This is a genomic window from Bacillus sp. JJ1533 (genome assembly GCF_036965045.1).
Taxonomy (GTDB): Bacteria; Bacillota; Bacilli; order Bacillales; family Bacillaceae_L; genus Ferdinandcohnia.
On sequence record NZ_JBALOV010000050.1, the window covers coordinates 58,170 to 64,655 of the forward strand.

Genomic DNA, 6,486 nt, shown 5'->3' on the forward strand with positions numbered 1-6,486 from the left:
TTTATCGAGTGAATAAGTGTGATGAAGTCCCGAACGCACCGTGAGCCCCCGCGTAAAGTTCTTCATAAATGTGCAGAATTCCCAAACACATATAAAGCCCACTCCAATAATCCCTCATCCAGCTTACTCCTCATTTTTATCCAAAGGTTTAACCACTTTCAGCTCACCACTATCTGTACCATTCTCCGCGATATGCTTTAATACCGATAGCTTGTTGCTCCAGAATTGGTCGAAATAACCAAGCCATTCATGTAATTCTGAAAAAGATTCCGGTTGGAGGCGATAGCGTTTTTCTCTTCCGACCTTTCTGCCGCTTACTAAATTCGCTTCTGCTAGAATGTGAAGATGCTTGGCCACGGCGGTCCTGCTCATTGGGAAGTGACTTGTGATTTCTGAAATAGGAAGTTCCTTTTTGGAGAGGAGGCGCAGCACCTCTCTGCGAGTAGGATCGGCTATTGCTTGGAACACATCATATTTTTGAGCAGAATCACTCAATCGGTTGTCGCCACCTGACGCAGCTTTTGTACAATGCCTGCCCAACCACCATTCATTGTTTCGCGCACTTCTGCTGCCGAACGTTTTGCTTTTTCAATAGTTTCTTCGGCATCCTTCCAGCCACCATGAATGAGGGTAAACTCTGTGTTGCCGTCAATTTCTTTTAAAAGAAACTCTACATACCAACCTTCTGTGTCCCAAGAAAAAGTAAGTCGATGTGGTGGCTCAACCTCTAACACCTTACATGGAGAAGGTCCGAAAGGAGATTGAATATGAAATTCGTGTCCTTCTTTTGCTACTAAATCATTGGGCATAAACCAAGTTCCGATGGCCTCGCCAGTTGAAACGAGATCCCATACTTTTTGAATCGGTGCTTCAATTAATACGGTTTGTTTTATCTCAGGTACAGTTGCCATAAATCATTCTCCTTTAAAAATGAAAATAAAACCATTTGGTTTCATGTTCAGATTATATAAAACCAAAAGGTGTTATGTCAAGAACATTATACTTAAATAGTATGTGCATTTTTAGAAATTACCAGAGTGGATAATAGTGGGAGGTTTGTAAGCAAGATTCATTACGATTTTATTGAAAGTGACAAAAAATAGGAGTATGCTAGATTATGTAATAAAAATTTAACTATTTTACTATATTTATTGAGGGGGAATTACCCTATGGATATGCTAACGATTCTTGGACTAGCTATCTCTTCAGGAGCAACAATTGCGTTATTAAAAATCATTGCAATTGATATTATTTTGTCTGGAGACAATGCTGTTGTCATCGCGATGGCAACGAGAAACCTTCCGAAAGAACAGCAAAACAAAGCAATTTTTTGGGGAACAGCAGGGGCTGTTATTTTACGGATATTATTTGCTGCCGTTATTGTTTACTTATTAAAAATTCCATTTGTGAATGTAATTGGTGGAGTATTGCTTCTTTTCATCGCTTACAAGGTATTGGTTGAAGAAGAGGGAGAAGCACATGTGAAATCTTCTAATGGAATCGTGTCAGCTATTGGCACCATTATAATGGCGGATGCGGTTATGAGTTTGGATAATGTCGTTGCGGTTGCAGGTGCTGCAGACGGACACATTGGTATGATTGCACTTGGTGTTCTAATTAGTATTCCAATCATGATCTTTGGTTCTAAATTTATTGTAAAAGCCATGAATAGATATGCTTGGATTGCTTATATTGGTGCAGGAATTCTTGCGTGGACTGCCGGTGAAATGGTGTTTAAGGATAAAGGATTAACTAATTTCCTTCATATTGAACATGGACCAGTCACATATCTAATCGCTGCTGTATTAACCATTCTTGTCTTAGGACTAGGATATTTTAAAAATAAGAAAATCGCAGCAAAACGAGAAGAATTACAACATACAGCATGATAAAATTTGAGGCCAAATCAATTACGATTTGGCCTTTTCTATTAAAGCTATAGTTATCACTGTTCCTATGGTAGTTGCTCAGTATGGGTCAGCAAATCTTATTTTGCGAGTTTATGAATTTTTTGGATGATACTCAAGGAACGTCCTGTTCCAATGGCCACTGATTCTAGCGGGTTTTGGGCAAGATGTACGGGAACAAAGATTTCCTGGCTGAGCCATTCCTGCATACCGTTCAATAGCGATCCGCCACCTGTTATAATAACCCCACGGTCCACGATATCCCCACTTAATTCTGGTGGGCAATCCTCCAAAGTTGCGCGTATAGCTTCTAAAATATGAAGTAGTGATTCCTTTAGAGTTTCTTGAATCTCGGTTGAACGCAATGTAATGGTTTTTGGTAGACCAGTCACAAGATCGCGTCCACGAACATCCATTGTTTTTGTTTCATGCTTAACAAGAGCATACCCAATTTCAAATTTAACCTGTTCAGCAGTATGTTCCCCGATTAGAACATTGTATTTTTTACGTACATATTGAATGATATCTTCATCAAACTGGTCTCCACCAATACGAACTGAGTTGCATGTTACCACGCCACCAAAGGAGATAATCGCAACCTCTGTATTGCCTCCACCGATATCAACAATGACATTCGCAACTGGCTCGTCGACTGGTAAATCGGAACCGACTGCCGCTGCGACAGGTTCTTCAATTAGGTAAACCTGTTTGGCACCGCATTGTCTAACCGCATCTTGGATGGCACGTCGTTCAACAGACGTTGACCCGGACGGTGTACAAACAACCACATTCGGTTTACGAAGCGAGTAGCCTGTTTTTTGACTCACTTTTTTCATAATGTGACGAAGCATGTCAGCCGTCACATTAAAATCTGCAATCACACCTTTACGTAAGGGACGAATCGCCACGATTTTTTCAGGGGTTTTACCAATCATTCTTTTCGCTTCTGTTCCAACTGCAACGACACTATTATTTTCAGTGTCAATCGCCACAACGGACGGCTCGTTAATAATAACGCCTTTATTTTTGCTATATACAAGAATATTTGCAGTTCCTAAATCAATACCAATTTCTACGTTTGAAAACATGTTTATCTCCATCCTTCACAGAGTTTAGGGTTATATGGTAATAGCCTAAAGATGTCTTTCCGAAACATTTTTAGTCATTTTTTAATAAATTCATGAGTAGTCATTTTAACCCACTTCACCTTATAGGGATTCATGGAATTATGTCGATTTTTGGGGGTTGTTGTCATATTGTAAAAAATGAAACATAGGAGAAATATAAGAGAATAATGGCAATTTGTTCAAAATACACGTAAAATAGTAGTAGAAGAAACACTTCCAAAAAAGGAGGCTGTTGCTATGGATTTTTCAAGTATTGTCTCAGAGGACAAAATTCGCAAGGCCTATAAGGATGGAGAATTTGATAACCTCCCAGGATACGGCAAGCCGCTTAAGCTTGACGATGATTCCGCAATTCCAGAGGAACTTCGCATGGCCTATCGCGTGATGAAAAATTCCGGTTTTATTAATGAGGAAACGGAAATTAAAAAAGAATTGCGCACCATTGAGAACTTGCTTGATAATTGTGAGAATGAAGATCAGAGAGCCATCTATCAGAAAAAGCTAAATGAAAAACAGTTTCGCTTAAATCAAATCTTGAAAAATAGAAAGACCTCTCACTCAGCGGTTTTTAAAGACTATCAAATGAAATTGCATAATAAATTTAAATAATAGTTGAAGGGGCCAAAACACTGCGTTTTGCCCCTTTCTTTTTTAGGAAGGAAGAGAGCAATGATCAAAAATTTGATGCTAAAAAGAATTTATGAACCTGCTCATGCAGAAGATGGAAAACGGATTTTAGTGGACCGCATCTGGCCCCGCGGCATTTCAAAGGATGCCGCAAAACTTGATGTGTGGATGAAAGAAATCGCCCCAAGCACAGAGCTTCGCAAGGAATTTAACCATAAACCTGAACGTTTTGAAGAATTTAAAGAGCATTTTATAAAAGAATTACAAGAAGATGAAGAGAAACAAGCAGCGCTCGAAAAAATTCTACGCATGATCAAGGAAGAAAAAGTGACACTTCTTTTTGGTGCAAAGGACGAAGTGCATAACCAAGCGGTTGTGTTGAAGGAAGTGCTTGAGCGTGAAGTGGAAAAATCAACACGATAATGATTAGTGGCAGTAAATGAGCACCCTCCAATCATACACAAAACATTTTAATTTGACCAACTTGTATATACAAGTTAAACTACTACTATAAATAAGTTTTTAAAACTTTATACGACAGAAGTCTCCACTTCTGTCGTATAAAGTTAAGCCTCCGGCGATGCCTCAGATTTTTAGAGGAAGTTTTTCGTGCAAACACGAAAGAAATCTGGGCGCAAATACGCAAGGCGCATTTGTTTTTGTGGAATACTACAAAAAGAATACTATTTATGGTGGTGTAGCAGTTGAAACAGCCTTGGTGGAAGAAGTCTGTCGTTTATCAAATTTATCCAAAGAGTTTTAATGATACAACTGGAAATGGTCTTGGTGACCTACAAGGGATTATCGAAAAACTCGACTATTTGAAAGCTTTAGGTATCGATGTTATCTGGTTAACGCCAATTTACAAATCCCCGCAGCGTGATAACGGGTACGATATTAGTGATTATTTTGCGATACAGGAAGAGTATGGCACGATGGAGGATTTTGATCAATTGCTTGAAGAAGCCCATTCTCGTGGCATCAAAGTGATCATGGATATTGTCGTCAACCATACGTCAACGGAAAACGAATGGTTTAAGCAATCACGTCAGTCAAAAGACAATCCATACCGTGACTTTTATATTTGGAAAGACCCGAAAGACGGCCGCGAGCCAAACAATTGGGAATCTAAATTCGGCGGGAATGCCTGGGAGTATGACGAAAAAACAGGTCAATACTACCTCCATCTTTTTGATGTGACTCAAGCTGATCTGAATTGGGAAAATGAAGAGGTTCGTAAAAAAGTCTATGATATGATGACTTTTTGGTTTGAAAAAGGAGTCGATGGTTTCCGTCTTGATGTCATCAATTTAATTTCAAAAGACCAGCGCTTCCCTGATGATGATGGGTCGGTACCTCCTGGAGATGGACGGAAATTTTATACAGACGGTCCGCGTGTCCATGAGTTCATGCATGAAATGAATCGAAATGTGTTTTCGAAATATGACAGCATGACAGTTGGGGAGATGTCTTCAACTACGATTGATGATTGTATCAATTATTCGAATCCTGACCGTGAAGAGCTAAGTATGACTTTTAATTTCCATCATTTAAAAGTGGATTATCCGAATGGGGATAAGTGGACAGTTGCCGATTTTGATTTCCAAGCGTTAAAAAGAATCCTCTCAACCTGGCAGGTGGAAATGCATAAGGGTGGGGGCTGGAACGCACTCTTTTGGTGCAACCATGACCAACCGCGTATTGTTTCGAGATATGGTGATGATGGAAAATATTTGACGGAATCTGCGAAAATGCTTGCGACAACTATTCATATGATGCAAGGTACGCCTTATATTTATCAAGGTGAAGAAATTGGTATGACTAATCCGAAGTTCGACGATATCTCTGAATATCGCGATGTCGAATCCATCAACATCTACAATATTAAAAAAGAACAGGGTATGACCAACGAAGAAATCATTGAGATTTTGAAACATAAATCACGAGATAATTCACGTACGCCCGTACAATGGAATGCGTCAGAGCATGCTGGTTTCACAAGCGGGACGCCGTGGATCAATGTCGCTGACAATTATAAAACCATTAATGTAGAAAATGCGTTAGAGGACAAAAACTCTGTCTTTTATCATTATCAAAAATTGATTAAGCTCCGCAAGGAATATGATATTATCACATACGGTGATTATGAGCTATTGCTTGAGGAAGACCCGCAAATCTTTGCATATGTAAGAAACGGAGATAACGAAAAGCTCCTTGTTGTCAATAATTTCTACGGGAAGGATGCGACATTCGCGGTCCCTAGTAGCATTAACTTAGAAAATTTCACAACTGATCTTCTCATCTCTAACTACAGTGATTCACAAACTGATCTTTCAGAAGGACTTAGCCTACGTCCATATGAATCAGTGGTATATCATTTAACTAGCAAATAAAAAAGTGTAGACAAATGCCTACACTGTAAGAGCCATGCCCACTAGGGTGTGGCTCTTTTAAAAATCTTGATCTTTGGGTAGCGGGTCAATTCTTGTGGTATCGTCTTGATCCATCGATGATGCAACGAAGTAAAACCAAAATCCAGCGGAGATAAAATACAGCACAGCTATTCCAATAAGCGTTAGCCATAGTCCTAACAAGTGTATTCCCCCCTTTGGTTGGGGCTGAAGAAGAGAGAGCGTAGAAGTCTGGGACAATGGATTTGTCCGCCGACTTAGAAGATGCCCCTTTGTATACGTATATGCGAAATTTGAGAGTTATTGACTGATATTTAGAAATTGGATAAATGCGTTTTGGAGGATGGATATAGCATCATAATGCAGGAACATGCGTCTTTTCGGTGTAGATATGCGTCGTACCGCCTGTATTTG

7 protein-coding genes are annotated in these 6,486 nt (G+C 39.5%); 4 read left to right on the plus strand and 3 right to left on the minus strand.

Annotated features, from left to right (window positions below):
- Positions 1-123: 123 nt before the first annotated feature.
- Entirely contained in the window at positions 124-495 is a 372-nt protein-coding gene (locus V7138_RS23460; RefSeq protein ID WP_335402262.1) for an ArsR/SmtB family transcription factor, read from the minus strand.
- Positions 492-911: an SRPBCC family protein gene (locus V7138_RS23465; protein WP_335402263.1), complete on the minus strand. Its 420-nt coding sequence runs from the start codon at positions 909-911 to the stop codon at positions 492-494. Before V7138_RS23465 ends, V7138_RS23460 begins: the two co-directional genes overlap by 4 nt.
- Positions 912-1,169: 258 nt before the next feature.
- On the opposite strand from V7138_RS23465, the gene V7138_RS23470 reads away from it, so the two are divergent.
- Positions 1,170-1,889, plus strand: coding sequence for a TerC family protein (locus V7138_RS23470; RefSeq protein ID WP_335402264.1), 720 nt, complete (start codon positions 1,170-1,172; stop codon positions 1,887-1,889).
- Positions 1,890-1,987: 98 nt separating this feature from the next.
- Here the strand turns inward: V7138_RS23470 and mreBH are convergent, their stop codons facing one another.
- A complete protein-coding gene (mreBH, locus tag V7138_RS23475) occupies positions 1,988-2,995 on the minus strand; it encodes a rod-share determining protein MreBH (RefSeq protein WP_335402265.1) in 1,008 nt (335 codons plus the stop codon).
- A gap of 276 nt (positions 2,996-3,271) precedes the next feature.
- On the opposite strand from mreBH, the gene V7138_RS23480 reads away from it, so the two are divergent.
- From V7138_RS23480 to treC, 3 genes are all read left to right on the plus strand, one after another.
- A complete protein-coding gene (locus V7138_RS23480) occupies positions 3,272-3,643 on the plus strand; it encodes a DnaJ family domain-containing protein (protein WP_335402267.1) in 372 nt (123 codons plus the stop codon).
- Positions 3,644-3,703: 60 nt separating this feature from the next.
- A complete protein-coding gene (locus V7138_RS23485; RefSeq protein WP_335402268.1) occupies positions 3,704-4,084 on the plus strand; it encodes a DUF488 domain-containing protein in 381 nt (126 codons plus the stop codon).
- A gap of 281 nt (positions 4,085-4,365) precedes the next feature.
- Entirely contained in the window at positions 4,366-6,054 is a 1,689-nt protein-coding gene (gene treC, locus V7138_RS23490) for an alpha,alpha-phosphotrehalase (protein WP_335402269.1), read from the plus strand.
- Positions 6,055-6,486: the final 432 nt, after the last annotated feature.

Bases quoted from the DNA above. Each gene is read 5' to 3' on its own strand.
- V7138_RS23485 (WP_335402268.1), top strand. From the start codon at position 3,704: ATGATCAAAAATTTGATGCTAAAAAGAATTTATGAACCTGCTCATGCA.
- V7138_RS23480 (WP_335402267.1), top strand. From the start codon at position 3,272: ATGGATTTTTCAAGTATTGTCTCAGAGGACAAAATTCGCAAGGCCTAT.
- V7138_RS23465 (WP_335402263.1), bottom strand. From the start codon at position 911: ATGGCAACTGTACCTGAGATAAAACAAACCGTATTAATTGAAGCACCG.
- mreBH (WP_335402265.1), bottom strand. From the start codon at position 2,995: ATGTTTTCAAACGTAGAAATTGGTATTGATTTAGGAACTGCAAATATT.
- V7138_RS23470 (WP_335402264.1), top strand. From the start codon at position 1,170: ATGGATATGCTAACGATTCTTGGACTAGCTATCTCTTCAGGAGCAACA.